The following is a 19100-nucleotide window of genomic DNA, read 5'->3' as shown; positions in this document are numbered from 1 at the left end:
CGCGCGGCCGGGCGGGCCGTAAGGGCCATGCGGGGCAGGCCGGGGTGCGAATGCTGAACGGTCCTACCCGCAGCCCGCCGTGCGGTCAAGGACTACTGACATGGGACACGGCGCGGGAAGGGTGGCGGCCTTCCCGTTTGGGTGGCCCGTTGCGCCACTCGCAGGGTTCGCGGTCCGCATGGGGGCGAACCCGCACCCCGCCGGGCGCGTTCGTACTCCATCAGTTGATAAAGCTTAAGGTTGCGGGTACAAGGTTCAACATGTCCGCCCGGCGCATACTATTCCTCGCTCCGGCCACCGCCGTGACCCGAATCTTCCCCAAGCTGCGCGATGCGGGATTCGAGGTCGGCATCGCCGAGAACCTCAAGGGTGCCTCCGCCTTCATCCGCAAGTCGGGCCCGGCCGTGATCTTTTCGCGGCCCAGCCTGCCCGGATACAAGGTGGACGACCTGCTTGCCGTGGGCGCGGACGACCCCGCATTCCCCCCCGTCATCGTGTTCGCCGAAAAGGGTTCCGCCGAAGAGGCCGAGCGGTGCCTTTCGCTGGGCGCGCGCGACTACTGGCTGGAACCGCTGCTGTTCGAGAAGGTGGTGGCAGCGCTGCCCGCGCCGCGCCGCGCCGCCGCGCCCGTGCCCCCGTCGTCCACCCTTGGAGGACGCACGCCGGAACCGCGCCCCGGCGTGCCGCGCATCGTGGGCGACCACCCCGCCGTGCGCCGCGTGCTGGCCCTGGCCCGGCAGGTGGCTCCTTCGCGCGCCACGGTGCTCATTTCCGGCGAATCGGGCACCGGCAAGGAAATGTTCGCGCGGTTCCTGCACGGCTGGAGCGACCGGGCCGACGGCCCCTTCGTGGCCGTGAACTGCGCCGCCCTGCCGGAACACCTGCTGGAAAGCGAGCTGTTCGGCCACGAGAAGGGCTCCTTCACCGGGGCTATCGCCCGCAAGCTGGGCAAGTTCGAACTGGCCAGCGGCGGCACCATCCTGCTGGACGAAATTTCCGAGATGGACCTTGGCCTGCAAGCCAAGCTGCTGCGCGTGCTGCAGGAAGGCGAGATCGACCGCGTGGGCGGCACCGAGACGGTGAAGGTGGACGTGCGCGTGCTGGCCACCACCAACCGCGACCTGGACGACTGGGTGAAGCAGGGCAAGTTCCGGCAGGACCTGTTCTTCCGCCTCAACGTCATTCCCCTGCGCCTGCCCGCCCTGCGCGAGCGCGGCGACGACGTGGCGGTGCTGGCCCGGCACTTCGCGGCCACCTACGTGCGCGAGTACGGGCTGGCCCCGGCGGAATTCGCGCCGGACGCGGAGGAATGGCTGCAACGCTACGACTGGCCGGGCAACGTGCGCGAATTGCAGAACCTGATGGAACGCGCCGTGCTGCTGGCCGGGGGGCGGCCCATCACCACCCGGCACTTCCTGCTGGATCCCGACTCCTGGCCGCTGTTCGAGGAGGGCGACCTGCCCCCCGGCGCCGAAGGGGACGGGGACGCCGCATCGCCCCTTGCCGGGGCGGGGGGCGACGGCGCGGCAGGCATCCCCGCGATTTCGGCTGGCGGTCCTGACGGCGGCGGTTCCTTCCCCGGTGGGGTCATTCCGCTGCACGAGATGGAGCGCATCATGATCCTGAAGGGGCTGGAGGTCACCTCCGGCAACCGCACCCAGGCGGCGGAACTGCTGGGCATCTCGGTGCGCACCCTGCGCAACAAGCTCAACGAATACCGCGGAATGGGCATAGAAGTTGCCTGACGCCCCTTGCGGGCCGCGGTGATGTGCACTACACCGGACGAACCGCCCGGAACCCCTCGCGCGGGTTCGCGGGCGGTTGCGGCATGAGGCCCCCGCCAAGGGAGCCGCCCCGTGCCGCGCATTCCCTGCTATTGCGCGTAACGTTCCGCATGACGTTTGGCGGATGCCGTTCCCTCGCGGAGCAGGCCCGCAACCATGCGACCCACTGTGTCCCGAGGTCCTTCGGCCCGCCGGACGAATCAGCATACGGGCGGCGCGGGTGCGCACGCCATACCGGCAACGCCGAATCCACGAGGGTAGCATGTCCATGAACCTTACGCAGAAGATCATCGCGGCGCATCTCGTCAGCGGAGAGATGGCGCCGGGAGCCGAAATCGGCCTGCGCATCGACCAGACCCTGACCCAGGACGCCACCGGCACCATGGCCTACCTGCAATTCGAGGCCATGGGCGTTGACCGCGTGCGCACCGACCTTTCGGTGAGCTACGTGGACCACAACACCCTGCAAATGGGCTTCCGCAACCCGGACGACCACCGTTTCCTGCGTACTGTCGCCGCGAAGCACGGCGTGATCTTCTCGCCCCCTGGCACCGGCATCTGTCATCAGCTGCACCTGGAGAATTTCGCGCTGCCCGGGGCCACGCTGGTGGGCTCGGACAGCCACACCCCCACGGCGGGCGGCATCGGCAGCCTGGCCATGGGCGCGGGCGGCCTGTCCGTGGCCCTGGCCATGGCCGGGGAACCGTACTTCATCTCCATGCCCCGCGTGGTCAGGGTGCGCCTGGAAGGCCGCCTGACGGGCTGGGCATCCGCCAAGGACGTCATCCTGCACCTGCTCGGCCTGCTCACGGTCAAGGGCGGGGTGGGCAAGGTGTTCGAGTTCGCCGGGCCGGGCGTGGCCACGCTGAGCGTGCCCGAACGCGCGGTGATCACCAACATGGGCGCGGAACTGGGGGCCACGACCTCCATCTTCCCCAGCGACGGGCGCACCCGCGCCTTCCTGGCCTCCATGGGCCGCGAGGGCGACTGGAAGGAACTCTGCGCGGACGCCGACGCGGCCTGCGACGACGAGATCGTCATCGACCTTTCCGCGCTGGCGCCGCTGGTGGCCCAGCCGCACATGCCCGACCGGGTGGTGCCCGTGGCGGAACTGGCGGGCCTTGGGGTGGACCAGGTGGCCATCGGCTCGTGCACCAACTCGTCCTACGCCGACCTGCGCATGGTGGCCGAGGTGTTGCGCGGCAAGCTGGTCAGCGTGGGCACCGACACCATGGTCTCGCCCGGTTCCAAGCAGGTGCTGAAGATGTTGGCCGCCGAAGGGCTGGTGGAACCCCTGCTGGACGCGGGCGTGCGCATCCTTGAATGTTCGTGCGGCCCGTGCATCGGCATGGGCGGCTCGCCCGTGTCGGGCGGGGTCAGCGTGCGCACCTTCAACCGCAACTTCGAGGGCCGCAGCGGCACCAAGGACGCCAGGGTGTACCTGGTCTCGCCGCTCACCGCCGCCATGGCCGCGCTGCACGGGCGGTTCACCGACCCGGCCACCTGGGGCACGCCCCCGGCCCAGCCGGAACTGCCGGAAACGGCCCCCTCCATCCGCCACCTGTTCGTCTTCCCGCCCGAGGACGGCAGCGGGGTGGAAGTGCTGCGCGGGCCCAACATCGTGGCCCTGGAACAGTTCGCGCCCATGGACGACACGGTGCAGGCCCAGGTGGTCATCAAACTGGGCGACGACATCACCACCGACCACATCATGCCCGCCGGGGCGGAGATCACCTCGCTACGCTCCAACGTGCCCGCCATCGCGCAGCACGTTTTCGGCCGGGTGGACGCGGACTTCGTGGCCCGCGCCAGGGCGGCGGGCAGCGGGGTCATCGTGGCCGGGGACAACTATGGGCAGGGCTCCAGCCGCGAGCACGCGGCGCTGGCCCCGCGCCACCTGGGCATCCGCGCGGTCATCGTGCGCTCGCTGGCGCGCATCCACCGCGCCAACCTGGTCAACTTCGGCATCCTGCCGCTGATCCTGTGCGACCGGGCCGATTACGATCGGCTGGCCGTGGGCGGCGCGGTGGCCATTCCCGCGTCGGCCATCACCGCCGGGGGCGAAGTGGACGTGCAGGTGGAGGGCGTGGGAGCCGTGCGCGTGCGGAACGATTTGACGCGGAAGGAATTGGATATTATCCGGGCAGGCGGACTGCTGAATCACGTCCGTCTTTCCAGAAAACAGTAGGGTGTCCTTGCCGGACTCCGCACGGAGCCTCCGGCACCCCCCGGCCCCCCGACGCAACCGGCGCACCGCCCGAACGCACCGCGCGGACACACTGGGGGGCATTGGCGCACACCTCAATGGAGTCTCTCAATGCTTGAACTGATCCGTGCCCACGCGCAGTCGTGGGGCGTGAAGATCGCCTTCGGCATCATCATCATCGTGTTCGTCTTCTGGGGCGTCGGCTCCATGAGCAACGGCCCCGCGGGCGCCGTGGCCACGGTGAACAAGAAGCCCATCACTGTGCAGGAATTCGGGCGCGAATACGAGCGCCAGGTGGAGGCCCTGCGCGGCCGCTACCCCGGCATCAGCGCCGAGGACATGAAGCAGATGGGCCTCAAGCGCCAGGTGTTGCAGGCCATGATCACCGAACGCCTGCTGGCTGACGAGGCCGCGCGCATCGGGCTTTCGGTGGCTCCGGCCGAACTGCGCCGCTCCATCGAGTCCATCGCGGCCTTCCGCAACGGCGACGGCAGGTTCGACGCCGACGTGTACCGCTCCGTGCTCAAGGGCCAGCAGACCACGCCCGGCCGCTTCGAGGACGGCATCCGCCGCGACATGCTGCTGCAGAAGCTGCGCGACCGGATCACCTCGCCCGCCTCGGTCACCGACGAGGAGGCCCGCGCCCTGTTCGATTACGGCCGCGAGCGCCGCTCCATCGAATACGTGCTGTTCCCGCTGGAAGACTACGTGCTCAAGGTGACCCCCACCGACGAGCAGATCGCCGAGCGCTACAACGAAAACCTGGACGCCTGGCGCAACCCGCAGCGCATCAGCCTGGACGCGGTCACCCTGACCCCGGCCAGCCTGGCCGCCGCCGTGGAGATTCCCGAGTCGGCCGTGGCCGCCTTCTACGCGGACAACGCCGAAACCTACTTCGTGGCGCCCGAGCGCGTGCGCGCCCGGCACATCCTGTTCATGGCCCAGGAAGGGGCCAGCAAGGAAGAGGACGCCGCCGCCCGCGCCAAGGCCGAGGACGTCATCGCCCAGTTGAAGAAGGGCAAGGAGTTCGCCGCGCTGGCCAAGCTGTCCGACGACAAGGGCAGCGGCGCGCAGGGTGGCGACCTTGGCTGGTTCACCAAGGGCCAGATGGTGCCCCCCTTCGAGGAGGCCGTGTTCGCGCTGAAGCCCGGGGAGGTCAGCGTCCCCGTGCGCACCGCCTTCGGCTGGCACGTCATCAGGCTGGACGCGCACGAAACCCAGCGCACCCGCACCCTGGACGAGGTGCGCGGCGAAATCCGCCAGCGCCTGGGCGAGGAAAAGGCTTCGGAACGGATGCACGAGGCCCTGGACACCGCCCTGGAAATGGCCGGGGCGGGCAAGTCCATCGACGACATCGCCAAGGCGCTGAAGCTGGAGCACAAGCCCACCGGCCTGTTCTCCCGCGCCGACGCGGGCGTCGCCGTGGGCCTGAAGGGCCAGTCCGTGGGCACCGCGTTCTCCACCCCGGCGGGCACGGTCATCGACACTCCGCTGGAAATCGAGGGCGGCTACATGATCGCCGCCGTGCTGGAATCACAGCCGGAAAGCGTGACCCCGCTGGAAAAGGTGAAGGAAGAGGTGGCCGCCCAGGTGCGCCGCGTGGAAGGCGAAAAGCTGGCCGTCAAGGTCGCCGGGGAAGCCGGGGCCAAGCTGGCCGACGGCCTGCCCGTCGATTTGGCCGCCAAGGTGAAGACCGCCGAGCCCTTCGGCCGCAACGGCGTCATCGCCCCCTTCGGCCAGAGCCGCGCCCTGGTGGACGCCGCCTTTGCCGCCACCCCCGGCGCGTGGCAGGCCACCCCGGTGGACACCTCGGCGGGCGCGGTGCTGTTCCGGGTCAAGGACGTGCAGCATCCCACCGACGCCGAATGGTCCGCCGCCGCCGAAACGGTGCGCGCCACCGTGCTGTCCGCCAAGCGCGAGGAACTCTTCCGCGTGTTCGTGGGCGAACTGTCCTCGGCCGCCAAGATCGAGTTGCGCAACGCCAAGCTCATCGACGATTAGCTGTCGATCACCGACCAAAACCGCACAAGGCCGCCCCTCCTCACGGAAGGGCGGCCTTTTCGCTTGGGGCGCAAGGTGTCGCCGGGCCGTCAGCAGGTACAGCCGGGGCGCAGCAGTTCTTCGCGCACGCACTGGGTGATGTCGTTGGCGTAGTGCAGGAACAGCCCCGGCACGCCAGCCAGGGGCGTCCAGTAGCCGTCCACGAAGCGGTTTCCGGCTTCGGTGTAGCTCAGGCTGCGCACGCAGGCGTCGTCGCGCACCGCCTGGTTGGCCCTGCACGCGGCGCAGGGCTTGTCCGGGCCGCACAGGGTGAAGCATTTGCGGCCCGGCTCGATGCCGACGGCCCGCGCCGCCGCGTTCGCCGCCACGATGGTGCGGTTGGGTCGGGTGAGCATGACCGGGGAAGGATGCTTGTCCCACATCATGTGGAAGGCTTCGAGCACGTTGGGGGCGATGTCGTCTGGCACGATGCCGTGAGGCGTCATGCCGCCGGGGGCCTTGTCGATGGGTTCCATGGTTCCTCCAGTGTCCGGGTGGGCGAAGGGGGGCGTTGCGGGCGCGCCGCACGCGGACGCGCTGTGCGGGCTTGTCATCAATTACCCGTTCGGGTCTGTTCCGCTTTCCGTGATTGCCATGATACGCAAAGGTCGTGGCGCAATGAATTCCTGATCGGCCACAATGCTTGCCTGATCGGACAGAACATGTTCCGGGGTTTTTCCCTTGCCCCTGCGGAATCCACGGCCGGGGGTAAGCGCTTGACAGCGCGGGCGGGGCAGGGCAAGGGAGGCGTCACCCGCAACGGGAGCCCGGCGATGCGTCGCAAGACAGGCCGCATCCGTCCCGGCTCCGCAACCCGCAGGAACCCCTCGTGCGCACCGCAGACTCCTACCGCAAGGTCTTTCCCGTCACCTGGGAACAGCTTCACCGCGACGCCAAGGCGCTGTCGTGGCGGCTGCTGGAGAAAGGGCCCTGGACCGGCATCATCGCCATCACCCGAGGGGGCCTGGTGCCCGCCGCCATCATCGCCCGCGAACTGGGGGTGCACCTCATCGACACGGTGTGCATCACCAGCTACAAATGGCAGGACCAGTCGAGCCGCCTGGAAGTGCTCAAGGGCATGCAGGGTGACGGCGAAGGCTGGCTGATGGTGGACGACCTGGTGGATACCGGCCGCACGGCCAAGGCGGTGCGCGAAATGCTGCCCAAGGCCCACTTCGCCACCGTGTACGCCAAGCCCGAAGGGCGTCCCCTGGTGGACACCTACATCACCGAAGTCAGCCAGGATACATGGATTCTCTTTCCGTGGGACTCGGAGGTGCAGTACGTGCAGCCCCTTGTCAACCAGCGGGAAGCGGGCTAGAAATCTCTTTCTCCGCATCAGTGTCGGCGCCGTGCCCGAGCGGCCTCGCCGCCCGGAAAGTTCCCGGCCGCGAGCCCTGATGCATTGCCTCTGGTACATCAACGGACGGGCAGCCGCCGTCCGTGGCCGTATACCGTTCCATCCACCCAGCCCCCGAGGAGGCTCCCGATGCGCAAATCCGTATCCGCGATGTTGCTGGTTGCCGCCATGCTGCTCATGGCTGCCCTGACCGGCTGCGGCGAAGACAAGAAGCCCGCCGAGGCCCCCAAGGCCGAGCAGAAGCCGGCGGCCGCCGCCCCCGCACCCGCCGCCGCCCCCGCACCCGCTCCTGTGAAGGACATGCAGGTCGGCTTCGTCTACGTTTCGCCCGTGGGCGACGTGGGCTGGTCCTGGGCGCACGACCAGGCCCGCAAGGCCATCGCGGAAATGCCCGGCGTGACCACCTCGTTCGTGGAATCTGTGCCCGAAGGGGCCGACGCCGAACGCGTCATCCAGAACATGGCGCGCAAGGGCTTCGATATCATCTTCACCACCAGCTTCGGGTACATGGACCCCACGCTGAAGGTGGCGGAACAGTTCCCCAACATCACCTTCATGCACTGCTCGGGCTACAAGACCGCGCCCAACATGAGCAACTACTTCGGGCGCATGTACCAGGCCCGCTACCTGACCGGCATGGTGGCCGGCGCCATGACCAAGTCGAACATCCTCGGCTACGTGGCGGCCTTCCCCATCCCCGAGGTGATTCGCGGCATCAACGCCTACACCCTGGGCGTGCGCGCCGTGAACCCCAAGGCCGAGGTGCGCGTGGTGTGGACCAAGACCTGGTACGACCCGGCCACCGAAAAGGAAGCCGCCAAGAGCCTGCTGGACGTGGGCGCCGACGTCATCGCCCAGCACCAGGATTCCCCCGGCCCGCAGGAGGCCGCCCAGGAACGCGGCGTGTACTCCGTGGGCTACAACGCGGACATGGGCCAGTTCGCTCCCAAGTCGCACCTCACCGCCGCCGTGTGGAACTGGGCCCCCTTCTACAAGGACGTGGTGGAAAAGGTCCGCAAGGGTGAGTGGAAGTCCGGCTCGTTCTGGCCCGGCATCGATACCGGCATCGTGGGCATCGCCCCCTACGGCGACATGGTGCCGCAGGACGTGCGCGCCAAGGTGGACGCGCGCAAGGCCGAGATCGTGTCCGGCGCCTACAAGGTGTTCTCCGGCCCGGTGAAGGACCAGAGCGGCGCCGTGCGCGTGGCCGAAGGCCAGGTGCTTTCCGACCAGGACATGCTGGGCATGACCTGGTTCGTGGAAGGCGTGGTCGGTTCCACCCAGTAGCCGCGTCCAAGAACCGGAGCCCCCTGTCCATGTTCCTACCCAGAGTCGTGAAACGGCAGGAGCCCCTTCAATGGGGCTCCTTTTTCATTTTCGCGGCGGCCCTCGTCGTTTCGCTGGGGGTCAGCTGCGCGTTGCTCGCCGTGCACGGCAAGCCGCCGTTGAAGGCGCTGGCGGTCCTGTGGTCGGGCGGCTTCGGCGGCCCCTTCGCACTGGAAGACACGCTGCTGAAATCCATCCCCATCTTCCTGTGTTCGCTGGGGGTGGCCGTGTCGTTCCGCATGCAGGTCTGGAACATCGGCGCCGAGGGGCAATTCGCCCTGGGCGCGGTGGGGGCCACGTGGGCCGTGCTGGCCTTTCCGGGCCTGCCCGTGTGGGCCATGATGCCCGCCATGTTCCTGTGCGCCGCCGCGGCGGGCGGGCTGTGGGCGGCGGTGCCCGCCGTGCTGCGCCTGCGCTTCGGCATGAACGAGATCATCTCCACGCTGATGTTCAACTACATCGGCATCCTGTTCCTGCAATTCCTGGTCTACGGCGCGTGGAAGGACCCCACCAGCTTCGGCTTTCCCATGACCCCCATCTTTCCCGAGGCCGCCATCATCGGCCCCATCTCCCCGGCCACCCTGGGCCGGGTGCACTGGGGCCTTGCGGTGTGCGCGGGCGTGGCCGTGCTGCTGGCCGTGTTCCTGAAGCGCACCCGCCTCGGCTTCGAACTGCTGGCCGGGGGCGAAAACCCCCGCGCCGCCCGCTACGCCCGCATGCCCTACAACCTGCTGGTGCTGCTGGTCATGTCGCTGTGCGGCGCGCTGGCGGGCTTTGCCGGATGCATCGAGACCTCGGCCACGGTCAACCGCCTGCAACCCAGCATCATGGTGGGCTACGGCTACACCGCCATCGTGGTGGCCTGGCTGTCGCGCCTGCGCATCGGCTCCATCGCCTGTTTCGCCTTCCTGCTGGCGGGGCTGCGCGTGGGCGTGGAGCACCTGCAACTGGATTTGCAGGTGCCCGCCGCCTTCGGGGGCATCCTTGAAGGCATGATCCTGCTTTCGGTGCTGGCCGGGCAGTTCTTCGACCGCTACCGCTTCACGCTACGGGGGAGGAGCTAGCATGGCCATGGACACCGCGCTGCTGCTCTCCATCCTGGCCGCCACGGTGCAGTCGGGCACGCCCATCCTGTACGCCACCCTGGGCGAGATGTTCACCGAACGCTCCGGCGTGCTGAACCTGGGCGTGGAAGGCATGATGATCGTGGGCGCGTTCACCGCCTTTCTGGCCACCCACCTCACCGGCAACCCGTGGGCCGGGGTGCTGGCCGCCGGGCTGTGCGGGGGCGGGCTGTCCCTGCTGCACGGGGTGGTCTGTCTGGTCTTCCAGGGCAACCAGGTGGTGTCGGGCCTGGCCCTGACCATCCTGGGGCTGGGGCTGGCGGATTTTCTGGGCACGCCGTACGTGGGCGTCACCACCACCGGCTTCCAGTCCTTCGCCGTGCCGGTGCTGGCCGACATCCCGGTGCTGGGGCCCGTCTTCTTCCGGCACGACGCGCTGGTCTACCTTTCGTACCTGCTGCCGCCGCTGTTCTGGCTGTTCATGGCCCGCACCCGGCAGGGGCTGGCCCTGCGCGCCGCGGGCGAACATCCGGCCGCCGCATCCGCCGCCGGGCTGTCGCCGGTGCGCATCCGCTGGTGCGGCATCTTCACGGGCGGCTTTCTGGCCGGGCTCGGCGGGGCCTACCTTTCGCTGGCCTACACCCACCTGTGGACCAACAACATGACCTCCGGGCGCGGCTGGATTGCCGTGGCGCTGGTCATCTTCGCCTTCTGGCGGCCGGGCCGCGCCGTGTTCGGCGCGTACCTGTTCGGCGGGGTGATGGCCCTGCAACTGCGCTTGCAGGCCATGGGGGCCAACCTGCCCTCGTCGCTGATGCTCATGCTGCCCTACGCGCTGACGGTGCTGGTGCTGCTGGTCTCGTCGGCGCGCGGCGGCGGGCGTGCCGCGCCCGCCGCGCTGGGCGTGAACATCGAGCCCGAGGAATGATGCCATGAGCGACACGCCGCATACCCCCACCGCCGTGGCGCCGGAAATTTCATGCCGCGCCCGCGAGGCCCATGCCCACCTGCCGCCCGTGGTGCGGCTGGACGGCATCTGCAAGTCGTTCGGCAAGGTGCGCGCCAACCACCAGATCACGCTGGACATCCGCCCGGGCTGCATCAAGGCCCTGCTGGGCGAGAACGGCGCGGGCAAGTCCACGCTCATGTCCATCCTGGCGGGCAAGCTGCGCCAGGATTCGGGCTCCATCATCGTGGACGGCGCGCCCACCGTGTTCGCCTCGCCGCGCGACGCCCTGCGCGCGGGCATCGGCATGGTCTACCAGCACTTCATGCTGGTGGATTCCATGACCGTGGCCGAAAACGTGCTGCTGGGCCAGTCGCCCCACATGGTGCTGCGCCCCGCGCGCATGCGCGACGAGGTGGCTGCCCTGGCCGAGCGCTACGGCCTGGCGGTGGACCCGGCGGCCCGCGTGGGCGGCCTGTCCATGGGCGAGCGGCAGCGGGTGGAAATCCTGAAACTGCTGTACCGCGACAGCCGCGTGCTGATCCTGGACGAGCCCACGGCCGTGCTCACCCCGCGCGAGACCGACCAGCTGTTCGAGGCCATGTGGCGCATGGCCGGGCAGGGCAAGGCGCTGGTGTTCATCAGCCACAAGTTGCAGGAAGTGCTGACCGTTGCCGACGAAATCGCCATCCTGCGCCGGGGCGAGGTGGTGGACGAGTTCAGCGAGGCCGACGTGCCCAACCAGACCGTGCTGGCCAACCGCATGGTGGGGCGCGACGTGGTGTTGCAGGTGGACGCCAAGCGGCTGGCCCCGGTGGACACCGTGCTGTCCGTGGAGCATCTTTCCGGCGCGGGCCTTTCCGACGTGTCGCTGGACGTGCGGCGCGGCGAGATCGTGGCCATCGCCGGGGTGGCGGGCAACGGGCAGAAGGAACTGGTGGAAGCCATCTGCGGCCTGGCCCGGCCCGAATCGGGCGAGGTGCGCATCCTTGGCCGCCCGTGGCGCGAATTTTTCGCCGGGCCTCCCGGCAGGCGCGGCCTGGCCTACATCCCCGAGGACCGGCAGGGCCTTGCCACCTGCCGTCAGCTGGACCTGGTGGACAACTTCCTGCTGACCACGCGCAACCTGTTCGCCAAGGGCGTGTTTCTGGACCGGGCCGAAGCCGTCAACGCGGTGAAGCGGGTGGTGTGGGAGTACAACGTGCAGCCGGGCGACATCACCGTGCCCGCGCGGGCGCTTTCGGGCGGCAACCTGCAGAAGCTGGTCATCGGGCGCGAGTTCTTCCGCAAACCGGAGGTGATCGTGGCCGAAAACCCCACCCAGGGGCTGGATATCTCCGCCACCGAGGAAGTGTGGGGCAGGCTGCTGGAGGCGCGCTCCACCGCCGGGGTGCTGCTGGTCACCGGCGACCTGAACGAGGCGCTGGAACTGGCCGACCGCATCGCCGTGATGTACCGGGGCCGGTTCATCGACGTGTTCGACAGGGACGACACCGCCAAGGTGGAGGCCATCGGCCTGATGATGGCCGGGGTGCGCCCCGGCGAGGCGGATGAGGCGGATGAGGCGAACGGGGCGGAAACACCGGCGTAGACCGCACACGCTTCCATTGCATATGACGACGGCGGGCCATCCCATGGGATGGCCCGCCGTTTTGTCATGGGAAAGACGGGATGGGGACGTGCGGGTGTCCTTGGCTCTAGTTGGAGCAGCCGCACCCGCCTCCGCTGCCGCCACCGCCGCAACCCCCTGCCTTGGGGGCGGCCCCGGCGGCGCAGGCGCAGCCGGACGCGGGGGTGGCGGGACCGCTCGCGCAGGCGCAGCCGGTGGCGGCCCCGGCGCCCGCGTTACGCGGGGTGCTGGTGAACGGGCTGCCCGCGCGCAGCTTGGGCGTGGCGGCGGACATCAGCCGGTTGCCCTGGCCGCCGCAGGCGGGGCAGGCGCAGGTTTCCGCGTCGCGGGCGCACAGTTCCTCGAACACTGCGCCGCATCCCTGGCAGGAGAATTCGTACATGGGCATGGGTGTGACCTTTGCGTGTCGGCCGGTTTCCGGCCGGTTCCGATGTGTGGTTCCGGTTGTAAGCAGTTGCCGAACGCGCTATTGATAGAATGCGCAAACACCCCGCGTGGGGCCGCGTCCTTCCGGGCGGGTCGCTCCGGCGGGGGCACCGGCCCTGTGGCGTCCCCCTTGGCGTCCGCACTTCAATAACCATTTCGCGCCGGGACGCAAGCGTTGCGCGGCACCGGCGCGCGCATCCCCTTCCCCCAACCCCCGACCGGCACGCCGGGCGGCGGCCACGTCCGCCACCGGGTGCGCCGGCACAAAGGAGCACGACATGGCAGTGAAGAAGATTCTGTTCCTGGTGGGCGATTTCGTGGAAGATTACGAAGTCATGGTACCGTTCCAGATGCTGCTGATGGTGGGGCACGACGTGCACGCGGTGTGCCCCGGCAAGAAGGCGGGCCAGCAGGTGCGCACGGCGGTGCACGACTTCGAGGGCGACCAGACCTACTCCGAAAAACCGGGCCACAACTTCACCCTGAACGCCGACTTCGACGCGGTGAACACGGCCGACTACGACGCGCTGGTGATTCCCGGCGGCCGCGCCCCCGAATACATCCGCCTGAACCCCCGCGTGGTGGAGATCGTGCGCGAGATGGCGGCGGCCAAAAAGCCCATCGCCTCGGTGTGCCACGGCCAGCAGCTGCTGGTGACGGCGGGCGTGGTCAAGGGGCTGACCTGCACCGCGTACCCCGCCGTGAAGCCGGACATCGAAGGCGCGGGCGGCACGTGGTGCGAGGTGAACGACACCTTCACCAATGCCTGCGTGGATGGCAACGTGGTCACCGCGCCCGCGTGGCCCGCGCACCCCGAGTGGATGCGCAAGTTCCTGGGGGTGCTGGGGTCGCGCATAGAGCCCTAGGAAGAAAGACGCGCCACGATCCGTGGTACGCTCGTTCCCGATGAAAACGCGACGTCCGGCGAACCTGCCGGACGTCGCCGCATATGGCGGGGAACCATGGGGCGGGGAGATATGATGGGCAAGGATTCCGGGATGGGCGCATGGAGCGGCAAGGTGGGCCTGTTTGCCACCGATGCTCTGGCGGACGATCTGGAGCGGGCGGGTAGGGCGGTGGCGTACGTTGCGCCCGCAGGGACCGGGGAGCCGGACGGCGGCGTCGTGGACTGCGAAGGGCGGCTGTTCCTGCCGGACGGCTTCACTGCGGACGGATTCGACGCGGCCAGCGGAGGAGGGCGGTCCGGCGGCGTGCCCGGCGTGCTGTTGCTGCACGAATACACCGGCCTCGGCGGCTACCTGTTCCGCAGCGCCGCGCGGCTGGTGCAGGCCGGGTACGCCGTGCTGTGCGCCGATCTGTACGGCAAGGCGCTGCGCCCGGCCGACCGTGAGCAGGCCAGCGCTTGCCTGCGCCCGTTGCGTGACGACAGGGCGCTGTTGCAATTGCGCGCGCGGGCCGGGCTGGACGCGTTGGCCGGAGTGCCCGGCGTGGATGCCGGGCGTCTGCTGGCCATGGGCTTTTCGCTGGGCGGCGGGGCCGCGCTGGAACTGGTCCGCTCCGGCGCGCCCCTGCGCGGCGCGGCCAGCGTGTACGGTTACCTTTCCTCGTCGCGACAGGCAACGCCCGGCGTGGCGCACTGCCCGGTGCTGGTGCATCTGGCCGGGCGCGACCACGTCATCCCCCTGCGCGACGTGGAGCCTTTCGCGCGCGAGATGACCGGGGCGGACGTGGACTGCCGGATGGTGCTGCACGCGGGCGCGGGCCACGGCTTCTGCAACGCGGCGTACGGGACGGAGTTCGATGCGTCGGCGTCGTGGCATTGCCCGCGCACCGAAGCCAGGGCCTGGGACGATGTGTTGCGTTTCTTTGCGGAATGTCTGCGGACAGGGTGACGGCGCAGGTTTCCCGTGGCCGTATGCCCGGACCCCGGGGGGCCGAGACGCCGCGCGCGTCCTAGAACTGCGGCGTGGGGCGTTCCCGGCCGTCGGGGAACAGGCCGGGCTGCGGGGGCGTGGCCTTGCGCCGCGCGCCCAGCACGTTGGGCAGGGGGGCGGCCGCGTTCCCGCCGCTCCAGAAGTCGGCCGGGTGGCGGCCCATCCAGATGTCGGTGCGCACGGGGGTGCGCAGGTACAGCCCGGCCTGCGGGCCGCCCTCCACGTACATCACGTCGCGGATGTCGATGGGCAGGGCTAGCAGGATGGTGGCGAACCGCCATGCCGTGAGCGGTTCGCGGCAGTGCAGGAACAGGATGGCCCCGCTCCCGTCCTGGCCCACGGCGGCCACCGAGTACAGCGGCCCGCCCTGCGGCCACAGGATGCGCCGGTTGGCCCCGATGAGCCGGTAGTTCTGCACCACCGAGCGGTACTGCGGCAGCAGCGTTTCCCACGGGTCTGCGGTGCGGTCCAACAGGTCAGCTTGCGGCAGATCGGCTTGCGGCAGATCGGCCTGGGGCAGGTCGGACGACAGCGGCCCGAACACGAAGAACGCCCCCAGGTTGCCCCCGATGCGCGGGTTGTTCAGGTGCGCGCCGTTGCGCAGGTAGCCGGTGCTGGTGCGCGCGTCGGGCAGGTACATGCTGGCGTTGATCACCGCGTTCAGGTCGTGGCGTCGGGCCCAGTCCGTCAGCGACAGGGCGGGTTCGCCCTCTTCCGACGTGGTGTGCAGGCTGAATTCGTAGTAGGCGGGGTCGATGCGCACGGCCACGATGCGTTCCGGGCCGTCGGGCGCGTCGGGCGCGGGAAATATCCCCAGTTGCAGCCCGGTGTCCAGTTCGGTCCAGCCGGGTGTGTCGTCCGCGCCCATCCCGGCCGGGTGCGGTTCGTCCGCATGCGCCAGTGCCGCCGCCAGCAGCATGCCCAGCACCGCCAGTACGGCGGCGGCCCGGCGCGGGGCGCGCATGTACGCCCCCGGCCGACAGGTGCCGGATGGGGGCGTGGGTGCTGCGGCGGAACGGGCGGTGACGGTCATGGCGGTACGGCGGGTGTGGCTGTGCGGTAAGTGGCCGGGACAGGCGGCAAGCGTTGTGCCGTGGCCCGAATGGCGATGGGACGGGACATGCATGGGCCGGGGGCGCGGGCCGGTGGACGTCCGCATGGGACGGAGCGCACCCCCCGGCGCAGGGAGGCAGTGTAGGGGAAACCCCCGCGTGGTGCAACGGTCGGCGCTGGTCCGGTCGGCCGGGCCGGGCGGATGGCGAAACATTTTGCTGAACATTTCAATATTGACATATCAAGATAGCTTGATATAGAATGATTCCACACCATGGAAGCAAGGGGCGCGCCCCGCCTGGCCCCGCCTGGCCCCGCCTGGCCCCGCCTGGCCCCGCCTGGCCCCGCATCGGCCCGCAGCCCGCCACCGCCGGTCCATCCGACAGCACACGCAGACGCCAGACCCTGGCCGCAAAGGACACGCCGTGAAGATCAGAGACAGCATCGCCGCCAGCACCCGTCCCTTCTATTCGCTGGAATTCTTTCCCCCCAAGGAACGGGAGAACTGGCCCGGCTTCTTCGCCACCGTGGAACGGCTGAAGGCCCTGAATCCGCTGTTCGCCTCGGTCACCTACGGGGCGGGCGGTTCCACCCAGGACAACACGCTGGAAATCACCTCGCACCTCAAGAACGTCATGGGGCTTGAGCCCATGGCCCACCTGACCTGCGTGGGCGCCACGCGCGAACGCATCGCGGACTACCTGCGCCGCCTGCGCGAGGTGAACGTGGACAACGTGCTGGCCCTGCGCGGCGACGCCCCCAAGGGGCAGGCCATCGACTGGGACACGGCGGAATTCCGCTACGCGGCTGACCTGGTGCGGTTCACCCGCAGCGAGCAGCCTGACATGGGCGTGGGCGTGGCCGGGTACCCGGCGGCGCACCCCGAGTCGCCCAGTTTCGCCAGCGACCTGCGCCACACGGCGGACAAGGTCAACGCCGGGGCCGACTTCATCGTCACCCAGCTGTTTTTCGACGTGCGCGAATATTTCGACTTCGTGGAACGGCTGCGAGCCATGGGCGTGGACAAGCCGGTGCTGCCGGGCATCCTGCCCATCCAGAGCCTGGAGTCGGTGCGGCGCATCCTTTCGCTGTGCGGGGCCAACATTCCCGGCAATCTGTACCTGGAACTGGAAGCCGCCAACGAGAAGGGCGGCGCCGAGGCCGTGAAGGAAGCGGGCATCGCCTTCGCCCAGCGGCAGATCCGTGCGCTGCTGGACGGCGGAGCGCCGGGCATCCACCTGTACACGCTGAACCGCGCCGATACCTGCCTGCGCATCGCCGAGGCCGTGGGCGCGCCGTAACCGGCATGCGGCCCGGCCTGCAATCCCGGCCGGGCCGCGCGGGCGGCTTGACTTTCCGTGCGGCTTCGGCAATATGGGAATTGTTGATTGATTAATCAGTTCGCAGCGCCGCAGGGCACGAAACGGCGCGGCGGACCTCACCGCACTTTCAGGCGAGGCACGGCGCGGATGGCACCCGCACCGGCCGCGCAGGGACGGGGACATTCGGTCATGGTACCGGCTGCGCAAGAGGGCTTGCCAGTTCCCGTCCGGCGCGGCGCGCCGCCGCCAGCGGTTCAAGGCTCCCGGAGCCGCCAGGTCTCCGGGGGCTTTTTCCGTGTGCGGCGGGGGGCGGGCAGGCTCGCCCCGACTCCGCCCCTCCGCCCCCCTCCGGTTGACGCACCGTGCGCAAGACGGTAGCACGGCACCATTCCAGACCGGAGCGCCCGTGAACAGCACATCCCCCTCCCGTTCTTCCGAAGCCCGCGCGGCCCCGGCCGCCGGATATTCCGGCCCCCCCGTCATCGAGCCCGCCGACGTGCGGCGCATCCTGGTCTGCCAGTTGCGGCAGATCGGCGACGTGCTGCTGGCCACCCCCTCGCTGGAGCTGCTGCACCGCCGGTTTCCCCACGCGGAACTGCACGTGCTCACCGAGCGCAAGTGCACTCCCATGCTGGAGGGCAATCCCGCCGTGCACACCGTGTGGGCCATCGACAAGAAGGAACTGGGCTCCCTTGCCCGTGAGGTGGCCTTCTACTGGCGGGTGGCGCGCACCGGCTTCGACGTGGTGGTGGATTTCCAGCAGTTGCCGCGCTGCCGGTGGGTGGTGGCCATGTCGCGCGCGCGGGTGCGGTTGTCGTACACGCCCGCGTGGTACAACCGCTGGCTGTTCACCCACTGGGTGCGCCCGCGCGACGGGTACGCCGCCATGGCCAAGGCCAGCGTGCTGGAACCGCTGGGCGTGCGCTGGAACGGCGAGCGCCCCCGCCTGTACCTGAGCGACGCGGAGCGCGCCGCCGCGCGCGATTTGCTGGCTTCGCTGGGGCTTGCGCCGGGGCAGCGGCTGGTCACCGTGGACCCCACGCACCGCCGCGTTACCCGGCGCTGGCCCGCCGCCCACTACGGCAGGCTGCTTTCGCTCGCCGCCGCGCGCGACCCTTCGCTGCGCTTCATGCCCCTGTCCGGCCCCGGAGAGGAGGACGACGTGCGCGCCGTGGTGGCCGCCTGCGACTGTCCGGACAAGGTGCTGATGCCCGGCCGCATGCTGTCCCTGCGCGAAATGGCCGCCTGCATCGATCAGGCGGCGTTGCACGTGGGCAACTGTTCCGCGCCGTGCCACATCGCCGTGGCCGTGGGCACGCCCACCTTCGTGGTGCGCGGGGCCACCAGCAGGGCGTGGTCCTTCCCCGCCCCGGAACATTTCCACATGGCCCTGGGGCTGGATTGCCAGCCCTGCAACCGCAACGAATGCGCCAACCCCGACCAGTTGGCCTGCCTTGTGCGCCTGACGCCGGAAGCCGTGTGCCAGGCCATGCTGGACCACCTGGCCGCCGTGTCGCCGCCCGCCGTGCCGTATTGACGGGGCAGCACCCTCATTATGCGGTGAACGGCGTGTTCGGGCTTTCGCGGCGCGGGGAAAGCGGCTAAGGTGCCGGAGTTCCCCTCCGGTCCGGTACTGCCGGTACTGCCCTGTCGGTCGTGCCGGGCATGTCCACACGTGCAGCATCGGGAGGGGGGAGGCGGGGCGGCATGCGCCAATGCAACTGCCGTGGCGTGTGGCGGTCCCGCATCGCGGTACCGGGCCATGCGCCTGCCGTGCCATGCACCGCTGGCCGCCATGTACGGAAACATGTGGAGAATTCATGTCGCGCCACTGTCGCTTTTGCCGCCATGCAACGCAAAAACCCCGCAGCGGGTTTCCACTGCGGGGTTTCGTTTGCTCTGGTGGGCCATCAGGGACTCGAACCCCGAACCAACTGATTAAGAGTCAGCTGCTCTACCAATTGAGCTAATGGCCCAGCGCCTCAACGCGAAGGGCAAACTAAAGAGAACCCGCTCCGAAGTCAAGCGGATTTTTCCGGGGCTTTCAA

15 protein-coding genes and 1 tRNA gene are annotated in these 19100 nt (G+C 69.4%); 12 read left to right on the top strand and 4 right to left on the bottom strand.

Translation table 11 applies throughout. The features are described 5' to 3' along the window. The first annotated feature begins 260 nt into the window (after positions 1-260). From ACR4XJ_RS00320 to ACR4XJ_RS00310, 3 genes are all read left to right on the top strand, one after another. Complete coding sequence (locus tag ACR4XJ_RS00320; RefSeq protein WP_434753332.1) at positions 261-1745, top strand: sigma 54-interacting transcriptional regulator; 1485 nt, start codon at positions 261-263, stop codon at positions 1743-1745. 301 nt (positions 1746-2046) lie between these two features. After that, positions 2047-3972 (top strand): aconitate hydratase, encoded by a 1926-nt coding sequence (locus ACR4XJ_RS00315; RefSeq protein ID WP_434753331.1) that lies wholly within the window; start codon positions 2047-2049, stop codon positions 3970-3972. 129 nt (positions 3973-4101) lie between these two features. Continuing rightward, positions 4102-5991 (top strand): SurA N-terminal domain-containing protein, encoded by a 1890-nt coding sequence (locus ACR4XJ_RS00310; protein ID WP_434753330.1) that lies wholly within the window; start codon positions 4102-4104, stop codon positions 5989-5991. An 89-nt stretch (positions 5992-6080) separates the two neighbouring features. On the opposite strand, the gene ACR4XJ_RS00305 is transcribed toward ACR4XJ_RS00310, so the two are convergent. Beyond that, on the bottom strand, positions 6081-6506 hold the full coding sequence (locus ACR4XJ_RS00305; RefSeq protein WP_434753329.1) for a hypothetical protein: 426 nt from the start codon (positions 6504-6506) through the stop codon (positions 6081-6083). A gap of 353 nt (positions 6507-6859) precedes the next feature. On the opposite strand from ACR4XJ_RS00305, the gene gpt reads away from it, so the two are divergent. The 5 genes from gpt to ACR4XJ_RS00280 all read left to right on the top strand — a co-directional run bounded on the left by gpt (position 6860) and on the right by ACR4XJ_RS00280 (position 12317). After that, positions 6860-7351 carry a xanthine phosphoribosyltransferase gene (gene gpt / locus ACR4XJ_RS00300; RefSeq protein WP_333504758.1) on the top strand — a complete coding sequence of 164 codons (492 nt, stop codon included), beginning with the start codon at positions 6860-6862 and terminating at the stop codon, positions 7349-7351. 168 nt (positions 7352-7519) lie between these two features. Continuing rightward, positions 7520-8677, top strand: a complete 1158-nt coding sequence (locus ACR4XJ_RS00295) for a BMP family ABC transporter substrate-binding protein (protein ID WP_434753328.1) — start codon at positions 7520-7522, stop codon at positions 8675-8677. Positions 8678-8706: 29 nt separating this feature from the next. Then, on the top strand, positions 8707-9780 hold the full coding sequence (locus tag ACR4XJ_RS00290; protein ID WP_434753327.1) for an ABC transporter permease: 1074 nt from the start codon (positions 8707-8709) through the stop codon (positions 9778-9780). A gap of 7 nt (positions 9781-9787) precedes the next feature. Beyond that, positions 9788-10708 (top strand): ABC transporter permease, encoded by a 921-nt coding sequence (locus tag ACR4XJ_RS00285; RefSeq protein WP_434753837.1) that lies wholly within the window; start codon positions 9788-9790, stop codon positions 10706-10708. Between the two features lie 4 nt (positions 10709-10712). Continuing rightward, a complete protein-coding gene (locus tag ACR4XJ_RS00280) occupies positions 10713-12317 on the top strand; it encodes an ABC transporter ATP-binding protein (RefSeq protein ID WP_434753326.1) in 1605 nt (534 codons plus the stop codon). A gap of 106 nt (positions 12318-12423) precedes the next feature. Here the strand turns inward: ACR4XJ_RS00280 and ACR4XJ_RS00275 are convergent, their stop codons facing one another. After that, positions 12424-12744, bottom strand: coding sequence for a zinc ribbon domain-containing protein (locus tag ACR4XJ_RS00275; RefSeq protein WP_434753325.1), 321 nt, complete (start codon positions 12742-12744; stop codon positions 12424-12426). Between the two features lie 316 nt (positions 12745-13060). Between ACR4XJ_RS00275 and ACR4XJ_RS00270 the strand changes: the two genes are divergently transcribed. Together ACR4XJ_RS00270 and ACR4XJ_RS00265 are read left to right on the top strand one after the other, a co-directional pair. Continuing rightward, on the top strand, positions 13061-13648 hold the full coding sequence (locus tag ACR4XJ_RS00270; RefSeq protein ID WP_015946648.1) for a DJ-1/PfpI family protein: 588 nt from the start codon (positions 13061-13063) through the stop codon (positions 13646-13648). 114 nt (positions 13649-13762) lie between these two features. Further along, positions 13763-14635: a dienelactone hydrolase family protein gene (locus ACR4XJ_RS00265; RefSeq protein ID WP_434753324.1), complete on the top strand. Its 873-nt coding sequence runs from the start codon at positions 13763-13765 to the stop codon at positions 14633-14635. A 61-nt stretch (positions 14636-14696) separates the two neighbouring features. Here ACR4XJ_RS00265 and ACR4XJ_RS00260 read toward each other — a convergent pair whose 3' ends face one another. Beyond that, entirely contained in the window at positions 14697-15641 is a 945-nt protein-coding gene (locus tag ACR4XJ_RS00260; RefSeq protein WP_434753323.1) for a phosphodiester glycosidase family protein, read from the bottom strand. A gap of 514 nt (positions 15642-16155) precedes the next feature. Here ACR4XJ_RS00260 and metF point away from each other — a divergent pair. Then, positions 16156-17031, top strand: a complete 876-nt coding sequence (gene metF, locus ACR4XJ_RS00255) for a methylenetetrahydrofolate reductase [NAD(P)H] (RefSeq protein ID WP_434753322.1) — start codon at positions 16156-16158, stop codon at positions 17029-17031. 517 nt (positions 17032-17548) lie between these two features. After that, a complete protein-coding gene (locus tag ACR4XJ_RS00250) occupies positions 17549-18589 on the top strand; it encodes a glycosyltransferase family 9 protein (RefSeq protein ID WP_434753836.1) in 1041 nt (346 codons plus the stop codon). A 363-nt stretch (positions 18590-18952) separates the two neighbouring features. Here the strand turns inward: ACR4XJ_RS00250 and ACR4XJ_RS00245 are convergent. Further along, positions 18953-19028: transfer RNA gene (locus tag ACR4XJ_RS00245), tRNA-Lys, on the bottom strand. Between the last annotated feature and the right edge of the window lie 72 nt (positions 19029-19100).

Origin of the sequence: Nitratidesulfovibrio sp. D1 (genome assembly GCF_051133415.1) — a bacterium.
GTDB lineage: Bacteria > Desulfobacterota > Desulfovibrionia > Desulfovibrionales > Desulfovibrionaceae > Cupidesulfovibrio.
The sequence above is the reverse complement of the archived record's forward strand: the minus strand, read 5'-3'. Positions and strand labels throughout refer to the sequence as shown.